Below are 14,740 nucleotides of genomic sequence, written 5' to 3'. Positions count from 1 at the left end.
GGCGGCCACCGCACACCACACCACACTCAGGGGGAAACCATGGGCAGCGGACGCTGGTCCACCGATGTCTACGACGCCGCCGAGCGCTACCGTGCCGCCTCCGGCACCGGCGCCTTCGCCTACAGCGACTCCGTGCGGCGCCGTTCGCCGCGCGACACCTGGCGCGCCCACCAGTCGCTCGACCCGCACGGCCTGACCGTCCGGGAGAGCCGTGACTCCGACGAGCACCCCGCCTCGCTCGCCATCGCCGTCCTCTTCGACGTCACCGGCTCGATGGGCGGCGTGCCGCGCACCCTGCAGACCAAGCTCCCCGACCTGTTCGGGCTGCTGCTGCGCAAGGGCTACACCCCCGACCCGCAGATCCTCTTCGGCGCCGTCGGCGACGCCACCTGCGACCGGGTGCCGCTCCAGATCGGCCAGTTCGAGTCCGACAACCGGATGGACGACGACCTCGGCAACATCCTGCTGGAGGGCGGGGGCGGCGGCCAGATGACGGAGTCCTACGAACTGGCCCTCTACGCCATGGCCCGGCACACCTCACTGGACTGCCACGAGAAGCGCGGCCGCCGCGGCTACCTCTTCCTCATCGGCGACGAGATGCCCTACGGCAAGGTCAAGGCCCGCGAGGTCGAGGCGGTGCTCGGCGAGACCCTCCCGCAGGACATCCCCGTCCAGGACGTGCTGGCCGAGCTCAGGCGGAAGTTCCACGTCTTCTACATCCTGCCCGCGGGCGCCGCGCACGCCGGAGACACCGACGTGCTGACGCTGTGGCGCCGCCTGCTGGGCCAGAACGTCATCGAGCTGGACGACCTGGACGCGGTGTGCGAGACCATCGCCCTGACCGTGGGCCTCGGTGAGGAGGCCATCGACCTGGCCACCGGGCTCGCCGACCTCGCCGAGCTGGGCTCGGACGCCGTCGGCCCGGTCGCCCGCGCGCTGGCGGACCGGCGGTGACCGCCGCCCGCGTCCCCGGCGGACGCCCCCACACCCTCGTGGTGGACCTCGGCTTCGGGGACGCGGGCAAGGGCGCCACCGTCGACCGGCTCTGCCGCGGCGGCGGCGTCGCCGCCGTGGTCCGGTTCAACGGCGGGGCGCAGGCGGCCCACAACGTCGTCGCGCCCGACGGCCGCCACCACACCTTCGCCCAGTTCGGCTCGGGCGCCCTGCACGGGGTGCCCACCCACCTGTCCCGCTTCACCGCGGTCGACCCGCTCGCGCTCGCCGCCGAGGCCGACCACCTGCGCGCCCTCGGTCTGCCCGATCCGTACGCGCTGCTCTCCGTCGACCGCGCCGCGCCGCTCGCCACGCCCTACCACGCGGCCGCGAACCGGCTGCGTGAGCAGGCCAGGGGCACGGCCCGGCACGGCTCGTGCGGCATGGGGGTGGGGGAGACCGCGCGCTACGCCCTCGACCACCCCGGCGACGCCCCGACCGCGGGCGACTGCGCCTCCCGCCCCCGGCTGCTGCGCCGGCTGCGGCTGCTGCGCGACCGGCTCGCCGACGAGCTGGGCCCCCTGCCCGCCCCGCCGGTCGAGGCCTGCGCCGAGGCGTACGCGGCCTTCGCACGGGCCGTCACGCTCACCGGCGAGGGCGCGCTGCGGGACCTGGCGCGGCGCGGACCGCTCGTCTTCGAGGGCGCCCAGGGCGTCCTGCTCGACGAGTGGCACGGCTTCCACCCGTACACCACCTGGTCGACGACCACCTTCGGCAACGCCGAGACGCTGCTGGCCGAGGCCGGCGCCGCGGGGGAGGGGCTGCGGCTCGGCGTGGTGCGCAGCTACACCACCCGGCACGGCCCGGGCCCGCTGGTCACCGAGGACCCGGAGCTCGCCGCGCTGCTGCCCGAGCCGCACAACGGCGACGGCCGCTGGCAGGGCCCCTTCCGCACGGGGCACTTCGACGCCGTCGCGCTCCGGTACGCGGTCGAGGTCTGCGGGGGAGCGGACGCGCTCGCCGTGACCCACCTGGACGCCCCGGGCCGCTGCCCCGGCCTGCGGATCTGCCGTGGCTACCGTGTCGACGGCGGGCTGGTCGAGCGCCTGCCCGCCGGGCCTCCCGGCGACCTCGGGCGGCAGGCGGCGCTGACGGCGCGGCTGCTGCGTGCCGCGCCCGCGCTGTGGGACGCCCCGGGCGGCGACCCGCGCCTGTGGAGCGAGGCGATCGGGTCGCTGCTCGGGGCCCCCGTGGTGCTGGAGTCCTTCGGACCCGGGCGTCAGGACGTCAGGGACCTGCGGTCGACGGGGAAGTCGAAATACGTGTCCGGGAAGGGCTCGGAGCTGAGTGTGTAGTGCCACCACTCCTCGGGCAGGTTGGTGAAGCCCTGCGCCTGCATCGCGTCCATCAGCAGCATCCGGTTGGCGTGCTGCACGCCCGTCACCCGCGGGTCCAGGGTGTGGGCGAGGGTGTCGAAGCAGTCGAAGCCGGTGCCCATGTCCAGTGAGTTGTCGGGGAAGCGCTCCGCCTGCGGCCCGTAGCAGGGTGTCAGCTCCTCACCGGGCCGGTAGGGGCGGGTGGGCAGCGCGGGCAGCGGCACCACGGTCAGGTCCATGGTGCTGCCGCGGCTGTGCCCGGATTTCTCGGCGATGTAACCGTCCGCGAACAGCCGGGTCTTGTCGACCCGCGGGTAGAACTCCGCCTTCATCTGCGTCGCGTCCAGGTCCGCGGCCCACGCGACGAAGTCGTCCACCGCGCGCTGCGGGCGGTAGCAGTCGTAGACCTTGAGCGAGTACCCGCGCCGCAGCAGCCCCTGCTGGACGCGGTGCAGGCCCTCGGCGGCGGGCCGGGTGAGGATGCACATCGGCTTGCGGTAGCCGTCGACGGGGGCGCCGGTGAAGTTGTGCGGCGTGATGTACCGCATCTCCTGGATGATCGTCGGGTCCACGTCCCGCAGCGCCACGAACTGCGCGGGCGCCTTGGGCTCCGGGCGCGCCTGGACCGGGCCGGCGGAGGTGACGGTGAGCGTGGCCAGTGCGGCGAGGGGCAGGACGAGAGCCCGCAGTAAAGTCGTGAGTTTCGGCATCCCCCTGGGATATCAGGGATGGCACCCCCCGCGACAGATGATCGGATACAGTCCCGGCGTGTCCGCGACCCCGCCCGCGCCCCCGGTGAAGAACTCCCACTGCTCCGCGTGCGGGTCGCGCTACCCCGCCGGCGCCCCCTGGCCGCGGCACTGCCCGGCGTGCGGCACGGTCGCCTACCGCAACCCGCTGCCGGTCGCCGTCGCCCTGCTGCCCGTACGCGACAGCCTCGGCACCGCCCTCGTCGTCATCCGCCGCACCATCGAGCCGCGCCGCGGCGAACTGGCCCTGCCCGGCGGCTTCGTCGACCACGGCGAGAGCTGGCAGCGCGCCGTCACCCGGGAACTGGCCGAGGAGACCGGCATCGCCGCCGACCCCGCCGACGTCGCCCTCGCCGACGCCCTCACCGACGAGCCGGGCGGCTACCTGCTGCTCTTCGGGCTGCTGCCGGAACGCCCCGCCGCCGACCTGCCGCCGTCCGCGCCCACCGACGAGACCGACGGCCACCAGCTGCTGCGCGCCCCGCAGGAGCTGGGCTTCCCGCTGCACACCCTGGCCGCCCGCCGCTGGTTCGCCGGCGGCTACGACCCGGCGCCGCGCACCCGCACCGGGTAGCCGGGCTCCTGGCCGCCGTCCCGCTCCACCACCACGGCCCCCTCCGCCCAGCGCGACACGAAGCGCTCCACCCGGGGCCTGCGCCAGCCCTCCGGGTCGCCCGTGAAGACCACCCCGCCGCCGGTGCGGTCCCGGCGCGGCGCCCACACCTCCAGCTCCACGGCCCCGCCGTCCCCCGCGACGGGCAGCACCGCCCCGGCGCGGGCCAGCACCGGGATCCGGCCCGGCGGCGCCGCGAGCCGCACCCGGGTCCGCCCGCGGTGCGCCTCGCCGGTCGCGGTGTCGTACCACAGGCCGCGCGGCAGCCGTACCGAACGCATCGTCACCCCCGGTTCCAGCACCGGCGCGACCAGCAGGGAGTCGCCCAGCAGGAAGGCGTCGCCGCAGTCCCGCAGCGCGCGGTCGCCCGGCGAGTTCCACCACAGCGGGCGCACGTACGGGGCACCGGTGCGGTGCGCGACGTGCGCGAGGGTGTCCAGGTACGGCAGCAGCCTCGCCCGCTCCGCCAGTGCGGCCCTGGCGTGCCCCAGCACCTCGGGCCCGAACTCCCACGGCTCGCGGCGCCCCGCGTCGATCGCCGAGTGGGTGCGGAAGAACGGCAGGAAGGCGCCCAGCTGGAACCACCGCAGATACAGCTCCGGCGACGGCGACCCGGTGAAGCCCCCCACGTCGGGACCCGAGTAGGGCACCCCGCACAGTCCCAGCCCCAGCACCAGCGCGAGCGAGGCGCGCAGGCCCTCCCAGCCGGTCGCGACGTCCCCCGACCAGGTGCCGCCGTAGCGCTGCATGCCCGCCCAGCCGGACCGCGAGAAGAGGAAGGGCCGCTGCTCCGGGCGCAGTTCGCACAGGCCGCGGTAGCCGGCCGCGGCCATCGCCAGGCCGTACACGTTGTGCGCCTGGCGGTGGTCGCCGCCCGCGCCCTCCAGCGCGTGCCGGGCCGAGCGCGGCAGCGTGGGGTCGCCGAAGGCGGCGAAGGACACCGGCTCGTTCATGTCGTGCCAGACGCCGGAGAAGCCCTGGGCGAGCCGCTCGGCGTACAGCCCGCCCCACCACGTGCGCACCGCCGGGTCGGTGAAGTCGGGGAAGACCGCCTCGCCCGGCCACACCACGCCGCGCACCTCGCGGCCGCGGCCGTCGCGCACGAACGCGTCCGCCGCGCGCCCGGCGTCGTACACCGCGAGCCCCGGCTCGCGCTTGACCGCCGGGTCGACGATCGACACCAGCCGCACCCCCTGCTCGCCCAGCTCCCGTGCCAGGCCCGGCAGGTCGGGGAAGCGGTCGCGGTCCACGGTGAAGACCCGGTGGCCGTCGAGGTGGTCGATGTCCAGGTGCAGCGCCGACAGCGGCAGCCCGTGCTCGCGGTAGCCCGCCGCGACCCGGCGCACCTCCTGCGCGCTGCCGAAGCCCCACCGGGCGTGCTGGTGGCCCAGCGCCCAGCGCGGCGGCACCGCCGGCCGCCCGGTCAGCGCCGTCCAGCCGGCCAGGACCCGCGACGGCGTACCGGCGACGACCCAGTAGCGCAGCGGGCCGCCGTCCATCCGCAGCTCGCAGCCGCCGTACCGGTCGTGCCCGGAGCCCGCGCCCTCCTCGCCGTCCCGCAGCGTGACCCGGCCGTCCCACGTGTTGTCGTGGAAGACGAGGTGGCAGCCGGAGTCTGAGACCACCAGCTGCACGGGCATGGTGATGTACAGGGGGTCGTCGCCGGGCTCGAAGGAGCCGCCGGGGTCGGTGTTCCACAGCCGGTAGGTGCCCGCCGCGAGCCGCGGGCCCGCGGCCCGGCCGCCCAGCCCGTACACCCGCGCGTCGGCCGGGGTCTCCGAGCGCTGCACCCAGCGCGTCCCGTGGCCGCCGTCCGTGCCCGCCGGGTCCCACCAGCGCGGCGGAAGCTCCCGGCGCAGCAGCCGGCCGCCGGGGGTGCGGAACTCCACCGCACCGTGCGCGGACACCCGCACCGTCATCCGCTCCGACACCACCCGCCAGCCGTCCTGGTCGGGTTCGAGCAGCGCCCGCGCGTCGGCCTCGGGGCAGCCGCCCTCCGCCGGGCCGGGCGCCGGACCCCACTTCGGGCCTGCCGCCAGCGCGTACGACGGCTCGGGCGCCGCGCCGTCCCAGCCGCAGAAGACCGCGCCGCCGGCCGCGACCCGCACCCGCAGCACGGAACGCGCGAAGTGCACGGTGCCGCCGCCCGGCATCGGCTCGGCCCGCACCACCGCCCCGGGCACCCGCGCCCGTCCGGCGCCGTACCGCGGCAGGTCCCTGGCGTCCGCGCGCTCGCGCCGCCACGCCGCCGCCACCGTGCGCCGCCCCTGGGCGGAGCCCGCCATCCGTACCGACCGCAGCAGGGCCCGTGCATCCATGGCCCCAGCCTTTCACTGCTGTCGCACGGCACGCCGCCCGTTCAGCCGGTGTTCACCTTCCGGGGGCGGTGGCGGACGACACACCGGTGACGCGCGCGGCGGCGGGCGCCGCCCTGGCGATCCGGTCGCGGGCATGGCATCGTCCTGACCAGCCGTGCTGTGGACCGTCTGGAGCCGCCCATGACCAGCCCCGCCGAAGCCGACCGCGCCCCCGAGGCCCTCTGGACACCCGGTCCCGAGCGCGTCGCCCGCGCGCAGGTGACCCGTTTCCAGAACTGGGCCCACGAGCGGCACGGCGCCCCCGCCGTACGCCCCGAGGACCCGCAGGGCGGCTACGCGGCCCTGCACGAGTGGTCGGTGCGCGAGAGCCGGACCTTCTGGCAGGCCCTCACGGAGTGGTTCGACGTACGCTTCGCAGCCCCCTACGAGCAGGTGCTCGCCGACGACTCCATGCCCGGCGCCCGCTGGTTCCCCGGCGCGACGGTCAACTACGCCGAGCACGCGCTGCGCCCCGCCCTCGACACCGCGCGCCGCGACCTGCCCGCCGTCCTGCACGTCGACGAGCGCATGGAGACCGGCGTCATCAGCTGGGCCGAGCTGTCCCGGCAGGTCGCCTCGCTCGCCGCGGCCCTGCGCCGGCTCGGCGTCCGCCCCGGCGAACGGGTCAGCGGCTACCTGCCGAACACCCCCCAGGCGGCCGTCGCCCTGCTGGCCACCGCCGCGGTCGGCGGCGTGTGGACCTCGTGCGCCCCCGACTTCGGCGCCCGCAGCGTCCTGGACCGCTTCCAGCAGGTCGAGCCGGTCGTGCTGTTCGCCGTCGACGGCTACCGCTACGGCGGCAAGGAGCACGACCGCACCGCCGTCGTCGCCGAGGCCAGGGCGGGCCTGCCCACGCTGCGCGCGACCGTGCACATCCCGCTGCTCGACACCCCGGCGCCCGAAGGCGCCCTGGAATGGCGGGACCTGGTCGCCGACGATCCCGAACCCGTCTACGAGCAGGTGCCCTTCGAGCACCCGCTGTGGGTGCTCTACAGCTCCGGCACCACCGGGCTGCCCAAGGCGATCGTGCAGTCCCAGGGCGGCATCCTGCTCGAACACCTCAAGCAGACCGGGCTGCACCTCGACCTCGGTCCCGACGACCGCTTCTTCTGGTACACCTCCACCGGCTGGATGATGTGGAACTTCCTGGTGTCGGGCCTGCTGGTCGGCGCCACGGTCGTCCTCTACGACGGCAGCCCCGGCCACCCCTCGATCGAGGCGCAGTGGCGCATCGCCGAGCAGACCGGCACCACCGTCTTCGGCACCTCCGCCGCCTACGTCGTCGCCTGCCGCAAGGCCGACGTGCACCCCGGGCGCGACTTCGACCTGTCCCGGGTGAGCTGCGTGGCCACCACCGGCTCCCCGCTGCCGCCCGACGGCTTCCGCTGGCTGCACGACGAGGTCGGCGAGGACCTGTGGATCGCCTCCGTCAGCGGCGGCACGGACGTCTGCAGCTGCTTCGCCGGCGGCGTGCCGACCCTGCCCGTCCACGCCGGCGAGTTGCAGGCCCCGTGCCTGGCCACCGGCCTGGAGGCGTGGGACGCGAACGGCCGGCCGGTCGTCGACGAGGTCGGCGAGCTCGTCGTCACCCACCCGCTGCCGTCCATGCCGGTCCGCTTCTGGAACGACCCCGACGGCAGCCGCTACCACGACAGCTACTTCGCGGTGTACCCCGGTGTGTGGCGGCACGGCGACTGGATCACCCGTACCTCGCGCGGCACCGTCGTCATCCACGGCCGCTCCGACTCCACGCTCAACCGGCAGGGCGTGCGCATGGGTTCGGCCGACATCTACGAGGTCGTCGAACGGCTCCCGGAGATCCGCGAGTCCCTGGTCATCGGCATCGAGGAGCCGGACGGCGGCTACTGGATGCCGCTGTTCGTCCGGCTCGCCGACGGGGTGCAGCTGGACGACGCGCTGCGCGACAGGATCGCCGGCGCCCTGCGTTCCCAGCTCTCCCCGCGGCACGTGCCGGACGAGATCATCGAGGTGCCCGGTGTGCCGCACACCCTGACCGGCAAGCGCATCGAGGTGCCGGTCAAGCGGCTGCTCCAGGGCACCCCGCTGGACCGCGCCGTCAACCCCGGCTCGGTCGACGACCTGACGGTGCTGCGCTTCTACGAGCGGCTCGGCGCCGAACGCGCCGCCGCGCGGGGGGAGTAGGCGCCCCCTCGCGTGCCGCGGCACCGTCAGTCCCCGTACGTGCCCGGGGCGTCGGTGAGCGCCGCCGCGAAGTCGGCGGCCAGCCGGGGCGCCTCCTCCGCCGCCAGGTCCGCCGTGGTGATCCGCACGCCGGGGCCCGCGTCGATCCGGAAGCGGGCGCCGGCCGCCACCCACCAGCCGCGCGACCGCAGCCCGTTGACCACCGCCGACTCGTCGCGCACGGGCACCCAGACGTTGAGCCCGCTGCGCCCGTGCGCCTCGACGCCCTGCGCGGCCAGCGCCCCGGTCAGCGCCCCGCGGCGCTCGTCGTACGCCGCCGTCGCCGCGGCCACCAGCGCGTCCGTGGCCGGATCCGCCAGCAGCCGCAGCACCGTCTCCTGGAGGACATGGCTGATCCAGCCGGACGTCACCAGCAGCCGTGCGTCGTGCCGCGCGAGGGTGGTGGCGTCGCAGGCCATCGCCGTCCACCGCAGGTCGGGGCCCAGCGCCTTGGAGACGGTCCGCACCTGCGCCCACCGCGCCGGGCCTCCGTCGCGCGCCGTCGTCAGCGACCACAGCGGGCCGCCGTCCACCAGCGACGTCCCGTCGTCCTCGACGACCAGCACCTCGGGGGCGCCGGCGAGCGCCGCCAGCAGCTCCTGGCGGCGCGCCTGCGACACCCGCGATCCGTAGGGGATCTGCGCGCGCGGGAAGATCACCACCGCGCGCGCCCCACGGCGCAGCGCGGCCCGCAGCCCCTCCGGCCGCATCCCCTCGTCGTCGACGGGCACCGCGAGGGTCCGCAGCCCCAGCGTCTGGATCAGGTCCAGCAGGTGGTGGAAGCCCGGGTCCTCCACCGCCACCGCGTCACCCGGCCGCAGCTCCACCGACAGCAGCCGCGCGATGGCGTCGAGGGAGCCGTGCGCGAAGGTCACGTGCTCGTCCGGCACCCCGTCCCGGCGGAACCAGGCGCGGGCCAGTTCCTCCAGCTCCGGCATCCGGGGCGAGCGGCGGTGCGACTGGGCGTAGGGCGTGAGCCGGCTCGGCGGCACCAGCTCCGGCAGGAACGCCGGGTCGGGATGCCCGCCGGCGAGGTTGCGCAGGCCCTCCGGCACCCGCGGCGGGCGCCGCGAGGGCGCGGCCGCCGCGGGCGCGACCACCGTGCCGGCGCGCCCCCTGGTGACCACGACGCCGCGGCCGCGCAGCTCCTTGTACGCCGTCGCCACCGTGCCGGGGCTCACGCCGAGCGCCCCGGCCAGTGCCCGTACCGGAGGCAGCGTCTCGCCGGGGCGCAGCCTGCCCTCGGCGACGGCCCGTTCGGCGGACGCGGCGATCTCCCTGGCCGTACCGCCCTCGATCGCATATTGTGTTGCCACAAGCCAAAGTATGTATCAATACAAAAGAGTTGGCAAGGGCCGTGAACCGGCCGGCGCCGACGACGAGGGACGTGACGCCGTGCAGGGGGCACCGATCGTGCAGCGAGCCGCGAAGATCCTGAAGATCCCGGACATACCCGGCGGCCCGGACGGGCGCCGGATGCTGTGGATCAACCTCGTCGACAAGGTCGGCTCCGGCCTCTGGTACTCCGTCACCGCGCTCTACTTCGTCGTCGTCGCGGGCCTCGACACCTCACGCACCGGCCTGCTGCTCGGCCTCGGCGGCATCGCGGGCCTCGCCGGGGCCCCGCTCGCCGGACGCCTCGCCGACCGGCTGCCGCTCACCCGCGTCCTGCTCGCCGTCCAGCTGCTGCGCGCCGCCTCCGGGCTGCTCATGCTGCTCGCCCACGGCTTCTGGCAGCTGCTGCCGCTCGTCGCGCTCGGCAGCTTCGGCGAACGCTCCGCCTCCGTCCTCACCAAGCTCTTCGCCGCCCGCGTCGCCGGCCGGGACCGCGCCCGCTACCAGGCCGTCCAGCGCACCGTCGTCAACGTCGGCTACACCGTCGGCGGTCTGGCCGCCTCGGCCGCCCTGGCCGCCGGCACCACCAGCGTCTACCGCCTGCTGCTCCTCGGCGACGGCCTCTCCTTCGTCGTCGTCGCCCTGCTCGTCGCCCGCTGCGCCGAACCGCCCTCCGCCACCCGCACGGTCACCTCGCACGCGGACGCCGCCACCGCCGTGCCGCCGGCCGCCCGCAGCCCCTGGCGGGACGCCGGCTACCTCGGCTACGCGGTCCTGGACGCCGCGATGTTCCTGCACGGCGTGGCGCTCACCGTCGGCCTGCCGCTGTGGATCCTCACCCGCACCGACGCCCCGCACGGTCTGGCCGCGAGCGTCTTCGTCCTCAACACCGTCATCGTCGTCCTCCTCCAGGTACGGCTGTCCCGCTTCGGCGCCACCGCCCGCGTCGCCGCGGACGCGCTGCGCCCGGTCGCCGCCTGGCTGCTGCTGTCCGGCCTGGTCACCGCGGCCGCCGTGGTCCACGACCGGTGGGCCGCGACCGCCGCCGTCCTCGTGTCCGCCGTCGCCTTCACCGTCGTGGAGATGGTCCAGTCCGCCGTCGGCTGGGAGCTGTCGGTCTGCCTCGCCCCGGACGACGCCCAGGGCGCCTACCTCGGCGTGTACGGCCTCGCGCAGTCCGCCGCCCGCTGCGTCGGACCGCTGCTGGTCACCTCCGTCGTCATCGCCGGCGGACCAGCGGGCTGGATCGGCTTCGGCGCCGTCCTCGCCGCCGCCGCACTCCTCCAGCGGCGCCTGGTCCTGCGCCGCCTCGCCCACCCGCCGCTGACACCGGAAGCGGAGGCGTTGTCAGTGGCTCCCCTTACCGTCAGTGAGCAGTAGGGAACACACCGATCCACTTCGCAGGGGGAGCCGTGCAGAACACCGGCCGTACGCACCAGAAGACCCGGACCGCCGCCGCCGGCGGCGGCAGGAGCCGCACCCGCGACCGCTCCCGCGCCCGCAAAGCCACCCTGACCAGGGCCCGCCGCCGCGCACCGGGACGCTCCGCGCACCGCAGGGCACTGCGCCGCGAAGCCCCCACCGTGGTCGGGCTGCTTCTCGACGAGCACGACTTCACCACCATGGCGGGCTACCGCACCTTCCCCTTCACCGACTACGGAACGTACCTGCGGCACCTCGACGCCATGCTCCGCTCCCTGCACGCCCAGGGCACCAGCATCGCCGTCACCCTCTTCGACCCCGACCGGTTCGCCACCCACTGCGCCGACAGCCGCCGGCCACCCGACACCCCCGAAGCCCGCGCCCGCTACACCGCCGAGGCGAGCACCACCGGGCCCGCCGTCCCCTATACCCGCCAGCCCCTGCGCCTGCTGCGCGCCGGGCTCGCCCGCGCGGCCGACCTGCGGGTCACCCGCGACCGCGCCGCCGGCCTCCTCGCCACCGCCGGCCGGTGCACCGACTGCGGCGAGCTCTTCACCCACTGCGCCTTCGACCTCGCCGCCCACACCCTGCTGCGCCTCCTGGCCGTGGCCGGCCCCGGCACCCACCACGTCGTGGCCAGCCTGACCACGCAGGACGGCCCGCCCGTGCTCGCCGCCGCCCGGCTCACCACCGCGGCCGACGGCAGTTTCGACCTCGACGACGCCGAGACCACCACGCTGTGCACGGTCATGGCCGCCGCCCGGCTCACCACCCGTCCCGGCGGGCTCGTCCTGCGCACCACCGACGCCCGCGGCACCGACACCGTCCGCGGCTGGTCCCTGCACCACGACGGGCCCCACCCCCTCACCGAGGCCGAGGTCTTCGACGCCTACTGCACCGACCCCGGCACCGGCGACGTCCTCCCGCCCGAGCCCGGAGTCCGCTACCGCGCGGGCTTCGACCTCCCACCACCGCACCCCGGCACCGGACCCTGAAACCGGCACCGGACCGCACGACGCCCGACGGGCCGTCCGCGCACCGCGGCCGCCCACGCGGAAGGGCGCCCCACCCGCGGGTGAAGCGCCCTTCCCGGCGACCGGCGCCGCTCCGGCCCGTCCGGCTACTCGCCGGACAGCACCGCCTGCACCGCCCGGCGCGCCTCGTCGGCACTGTCGGTGGCCCGCGCGGCAGCAGCCGCACGCTCGCACTGCGCCAGCGTGTACTTCGCCAGCGTCGCCCGTACGTACGGAATGGACGCCGCGCCCATCGAGAGGCTGGTGACACCCAGACCCGTCAGCACGCACGCCAGCAGCGGATCCGCCGCCGCCTCACCGCACACACCGCAGCTCTTGCCCTCGGCCTTGGCCGCATCGGCGGCCAGCGCCACCAGGTCCAGCAGCGCGGGCTGCCACGGGTCCTGCAGGCGCGCCACCGCACCGACCTGCCGGTCCGCGGCGAAGGTGTACTGCGCCAGGTCGTTCGTCCCCAGCGACAGGAACTCCACCTCCTGGAGCACCGACCTGGCCCGCAGCGCGGCCGACGGGATCTCCACCATCGCCCCGAACTTCGCCGTGAGACCCGCCTCCCGGCACGCGTCGGCGAAGGCCCTGGCGTCCTGACGGTCCGCGACCATCGGCGCCATGACCTCCAGGTACACCGGCAGCCCGGCCGCGGCCGCGGCCAGCGCCCGCAGCTGCCCGCGCAGCACCTCCGGGTGGTCGAGCAGCGCCCGCAGACCCCGCACGCCCAGCGCCGGGTTCGGCTCGTCCGCCGGCGTCAGGAAGTCCAGCGGCTTGTCGGCGCCCGCGTCCAGCACCCGCACGACGACCCGGCCGCCCGGGAACGCCTCCAGCACCTGCCGGTAGGCCTCGACCTGCTTCTCCTCGGACGGTGCCTGCGCCGAGTCGTCGAGGAAGAGGAACTCGGTACGGAAGAGCCCCACGCCCTCCGCGCCCGCGGCCACCGCCGCCGGCACGTCCGCGGGGCCGCCGACGTTCGCCAGCAGCGGCACCTTGTGCCCGTCCGACGTGGCACCCGGCCCGGACGCCGCCGCGAGCGCCGCCTTGCGCTCCTCCGCAGCGGCGGTCAGGGACGCCACCTTCTCCTCGCCCGGCTCGACGAACACCTCGCCCGTACTGCCGTCCACCGCGATGACCGTGCCCTCGGCCAGCTCGCACGCACCCGGCAGCGCCACGACCGCCGGCACCCCCAGGGCCCGCGCCAGGATCGCGCTGTGGCTCGTCGGCCCGCCCTCCTCGGTCACGAAGCCCAGCACGAGCGCCGGGTCCAGCAGCGCGGTGTCCGCCGGCGCCAGGTCCCGCGCGATGAGCACGTAGGGCTCGTCACTGTCCGGGACACCCGGCATCGGCACGCCCAGCAGCCGCGCCACGATGCGGTTCCGCACGTCGTCCAGGTCCGCGACCCGGCCCGCCAGGTACTCCCCGGCACTCGCCAGCAGCGCACGGTAGGAGGCGAAGGCGTCGTAGACGGCCCGCTCGGCGGTGCTCCCCACCGCGATCCGGCGATCCACGTCCGCGATCAGCTCCGGGTCCAGCGCCATGAGCGCCTGCGCCTCCAGCACCGCCTGTGCCTCACCGCCGGCCAGATTGCCCCGGGCCTTCAGATCCGCGGCCACCGCCTCGACGGCCTGCCGTGCCCGCCCCTGCTCGCGCGCGGTGTCCCCGGACGCGATCTGCTTGGCCGGCGGCTCCAGCACCGCGGTGCCCATGTGCCGCACCTCGCCGATCGCCACGCCGTGACTGACGCCGACACCCTGAAGCGTTGTCTCCATCGGTCGTGCCCCTACTTCCAGCTGAAAAGGGTGTCGCCGGCGGCCACGTCAGCGGCCTCCACCAGCTCGGCCAGCGCATCCGCGGTGGCCTCCAGCGCGACCACGGGGCAGACAGGGGACTTGCCCGCCGCCTCCACACCCGCCGGGTCCCAGCGCACCACCGCGTCCCCGCGCGAAACCGTGTCGCCCTTCGTCACGAGCACTTCAAAACCCTCGCCGTTGAGCTGCACGGTGTCGATACCGAGATGGGTCAGCACCCCGTGACCCTCGTCGTCCACCACGACGAAGGCGTGCGGGTGCAGGGAGACGATCACTCCGTCCACCGGAGCCACCGCCACTCCGGGCTCGCGCACCGGGTCGATCGCCGTACCGGGACCCACCATCGCCCCGGAGAACACGGGGTCCGGCACAGCCGCAAGCCCGATGGCCCGGCCGGCGAGGGGAGACGAAACGGTCGTCATGGGGAAGCCTCCTAGACGCGGAGTATCAAGAGCCGTCACTGCCTGTCACCGGACGGCCAGCCGCCCCAGCAGCCTAAGTCATGGCAAGTGGTGATTCCGCCCGAGGCGTACCGTCCGCACACCCGTCCGGATCCCTACCCCGGATTTGCTCCCCGCAGAGCCGTCCAGTAGGTTGGCACAACCGCTTCGACGAGAACCCGCGGAAACGTGTGTGCTCGGAAAACGGGGTGGAAATTCCGACGAAATTCTTCTGATAGAGTCGGAACACAACGAAGGGAAAGCCCGGAGGGGCCGGTGAAACGGTCTCGAAGGAAGCTTCCGTTCCTTGAGAACTCAACAGCGTGCCAAAAGTCAACGCCAGATATGTTGATAACCCCGTCTCGTACCCGTTGTGGGTGCGTGATGTGGTTCCTTTGAAGAAGAACACAGCGAGGACGCTGTGGACGGCCGGATTATTCCTCCGGTCCGTCCCGCTCTTTGGTGTTGTTTCCGGGATTACCC

Annotated in this window: 11 protein-coding genes; 6 read left to right on the top strand and 5 right to left on the bottom strand. The window is 75.0% G+C overall.

The annotated features are described in order from the left end of the window. Positions 1 to 39: 39 nt before the first annotated feature. Complete coding sequence (locus tag ACH4SE_RS06440; protein ID WP_398542169.1) at positions 40 to 954, top strand: hypothetical protein; 915 nt, start codon at positions 40 to 42, stop codon at positions 952 to 954. Then, positions 951 to 2,288, top strand: coding sequence for an adenylosuccinate synthetase (locus ACH4SE_RS06435; protein ID WP_398542168.1), 1,338 nt, complete (start codon positions 951 to 953; stop codon positions 2,286 to 2,288). The genes ACH4SE_RS06440 and ACH4SE_RS06435 overlap by 4 nt, the downstream gene beginning before the upstream one ends. Here the strand turns inward: ACH4SE_RS06435 and ACH4SE_RS06430 are convergent. After that, a complete protein-coding gene (locus tag ACH4SE_RS06430) occupies positions 2,213 to 3,019 on the bottom strand; it encodes a M15 family metallopeptidase (protein ID WP_398542167.1) in 807 nt (268 codons plus the stop codon). The two genes, ACH4SE_RS06435 and ACH4SE_RS06430, sit on opposite strands and share 76 nt — an antisense overlap. 37 nt (positions 3,020 to 3,056) lie before the next feature. On the opposite strand from ACH4SE_RS06430, the gene ACH4SE_RS06425 reads away from it, so the two are divergent. After that, the gene (locus ACH4SE_RS06425; RefSeq protein ID WP_398542166.1) at positions 3,057 to 3,632 is read left to right on the top strand and encodes an NUDIX domain-containing protein; all 576 of its coding nucleotides are present in this window, start codon (positions 3,057 to 3,059) and stop codon (positions 3,630 to 3,632) included. On the opposite strand, the gene ACH4SE_RS06420 is transcribed toward ACH4SE_RS06425, so the two are convergent. Beyond that, a complete protein-coding gene (locus ACH4SE_RS06420; RefSeq protein WP_398542165.1) occupies positions 3,599 to 5,989 on the bottom strand; it encodes a glycoside hydrolase family 31 protein in 2,391 nt (796 codons plus the stop codon). The two genes, ACH4SE_RS06425 and ACH4SE_RS06420, sit on opposite strands and share 34 nt — an antisense overlap. 180 nt (positions 5,990 to 6,169) lie before the next feature. On the opposite strand from ACH4SE_RS06420, the gene ACH4SE_RS06415 reads away from it, so the two are divergent. Continuing rightward, positions 6,170 to 8,191, top strand: a complete 2,022-nt coding sequence (locus ACH4SE_RS06415) for an acetoacetate--CoA ligase (protein ID WP_398542164.1) — start codon at positions 6,170 to 6,172, stop codon at positions 8,189 to 8,191. 26 nt (positions 8,192 to 8,217) lie between these two features. Here ACH4SE_RS06415 and ACH4SE_RS06410 read toward each other — a convergent pair whose 3' ends face one another. Then, entirely contained in the window at positions 8,218 to 9,546 is a 1,329-nt protein-coding gene (locus ACH4SE_RS06410) for an aminotransferase class I/II-fold pyridoxal phosphate-dependent enzyme (protein ID WP_398542163.1), read from the bottom strand. A 79-nt stretch (positions 9,547 to 9,625) separates the two neighbouring features. Here ACH4SE_RS06410 and ACH4SE_RS06405 point away from each other — a divergent pair, with 79 nt between their 5' ends. Both ACH4SE_RS06405 and ACH4SE_RS06400 read left to right on the top strand, forming a co-directional pair. Continuing rightward, on the top strand, positions 9,626 to 10,945 hold the full coding sequence (locus tag ACH4SE_RS06405) for an MFS transporter (protein ID WP_398542162.1): 1,320 nt from the start codon (positions 9,626 to 9,628) through the stop codon (positions 10,943 to 10,945). A gap of 32 nt (positions 10,946 to 10,977) precedes the next feature. Continuing rightward, positions 10,978 to 11,982: a hypothetical protein gene (locus tag ACH4SE_RS06400; protein WP_398542161.1), complete on the top strand. Its 1,005-nt coding sequence runs from the start codon at positions 10,978 to 10,980 to the stop codon at positions 11,980 to 11,982. A 125-nt stretch (positions 11,983 to 12,107) separates the two neighbouring features. Here ACH4SE_RS06400 and ptsP read toward each other — a convergent pair whose 3' ends face one another. Both ptsP and ACH4SE_RS06390 read right to left on the bottom strand, forming a co-directional pair. Then, complete coding sequence (gene ptsP / locus ACH4SE_RS06395) at positions 12,108 to 13,778, bottom strand: phosphoenolpyruvate--protein phosphotransferase (RefSeq protein WP_398542160.1); 1,671 nt, start codon at positions 13,776 to 13,778, stop codon at positions 12,108 to 12,110. Between the two features lie 11 nt (positions 13,779 to 13,789). Further along, the gene (locus ACH4SE_RS06390) at positions 13,790 to 14,239 is read right to left on the bottom strand and encodes a PTS glucose transporter subunit IIA (protein WP_398542159.1); all 450 of its coding nucleotides are present in this window, start codon (positions 14,237 to 14,239) and stop codon (positions 13,790 to 13,792) included. Positions 14,240 to 14,740 lie beyond the last annotated feature (501 nt).

Origin of the sequence: Streptomyces sp. NPDC020983, from assembly GCF_044333485.1 — a bacterium.
In the GTDB taxonomy this organism is placed as follows: Bacteria; Actinomycetota; Actinomycetes; order Streptomycetales; family Streptomycetaceae; genus Actinacidiphila.
The sequence above is the reverse complement of the archived record's forward strand: the minus strand, read 5'-3'. Positions and strand labels throughout refer to the sequence as shown.

Bases quoted from the DNA above. Each gene is read 5' to 3' on its own strand.
- ACH4SE_RS06440 (WP_398542169.1), top strand. From the start codon at position 40: ATGGGCAGCGGACGCTGGTCCACCGATGTCTACGACGCCGCCGAGCGC.
- ACH4SE_RS06430 (WP_398542167.1), bottom strand. From the start codon at position 3,019: ATGCCGAAACTCACGACTTTACTGCGGGCTCTCGTCCTGCCCCTCGCC.
- ACH4SE_RS06425 (WP_398542166.1), top strand. From the start codon at position 3,057: ATGATCGGATACAGTCCCGGCGTGTCCGCGACCCCGCCCGCGCCCCCG.
- ACH4SE_RS06420 (WP_398542165.1), bottom strand. From the start codon at position 5,989: ATGGATGCACGGGCCCTGCTGCGGTCGGTACGGATGGCGGGCTCCGCC.
- ACH4SE_RS06415 (WP_398542164.1), top strand. From the start codon at position 6,170: ATGACCAGCCCCGCCGAAGCCGACCGCGCCCCCGAGGCCCTCTGGACA.
- ptsP (WP_398542160.1), bottom strand. From the start codon at position 13,778: ATGGAGACAACGCTTCAGGGTGTCGGCGTCAGTCACGGCGTGGCGATC.
- ACH4SE_RS06390 (WP_398542159.1), bottom strand. From the start codon at position 14,239: ATGACGACCGTTTCGTCTCCCCTCGCCGGCCGGGCCATCGGGCTTGCG.